The sequence below is a fragment of the Massilia eburnea genome, assembly GCF_009720745.1.
In the GTDB taxonomy this organism is placed as follows: domain Bacteria; phylum Pseudomonadota; class Gammaproteobacteria; order Burkholderiales; family Burkholderiaceae_D; genus Rugamonas; species Rugamonas eburnea.
Window position 1 is genome coordinate 1 of record NZ_WNKX01000109.1, and the last position, 255, is coordinate 255.

At 52.2% G+C, this 255-nt stretch carries 1 protein-coding gene; it reads left to right on the plus strand.

From position 1 onward, the window contains the following. Window positions 1-255, plus strand: a 255-nt coding sequence (locus GM658_RS29155) for a hypothetical protein (protein WP_211841963.1), incomplete at both ends; no start/stop codon positions are given.

A 255-nucleotide genomic window follows, 5' to 3' on the forward strand; every position in this document is an offset into this window, starting at 1 on the left:
CATACAATTTGGTATTTGGCACGACCATTGGTGGCATTAATATAGCAAAAGATGCATACGGCTTCGCCAATCAGAGTCTCTTCGGTCCGGAGATGGGTTTGATGGGGGACGTCAGACCGTATGAACCGCAAAATGGCATTGTCCGATCTGTGATGACTAAAGGGGGGCTTGCTACCGCCGGCGACATCGCCGGCGGTATGGTGACCAACGCACCAGGTGTTGGCACCATCGGTGGACTTTATTATCGTAAGTGGG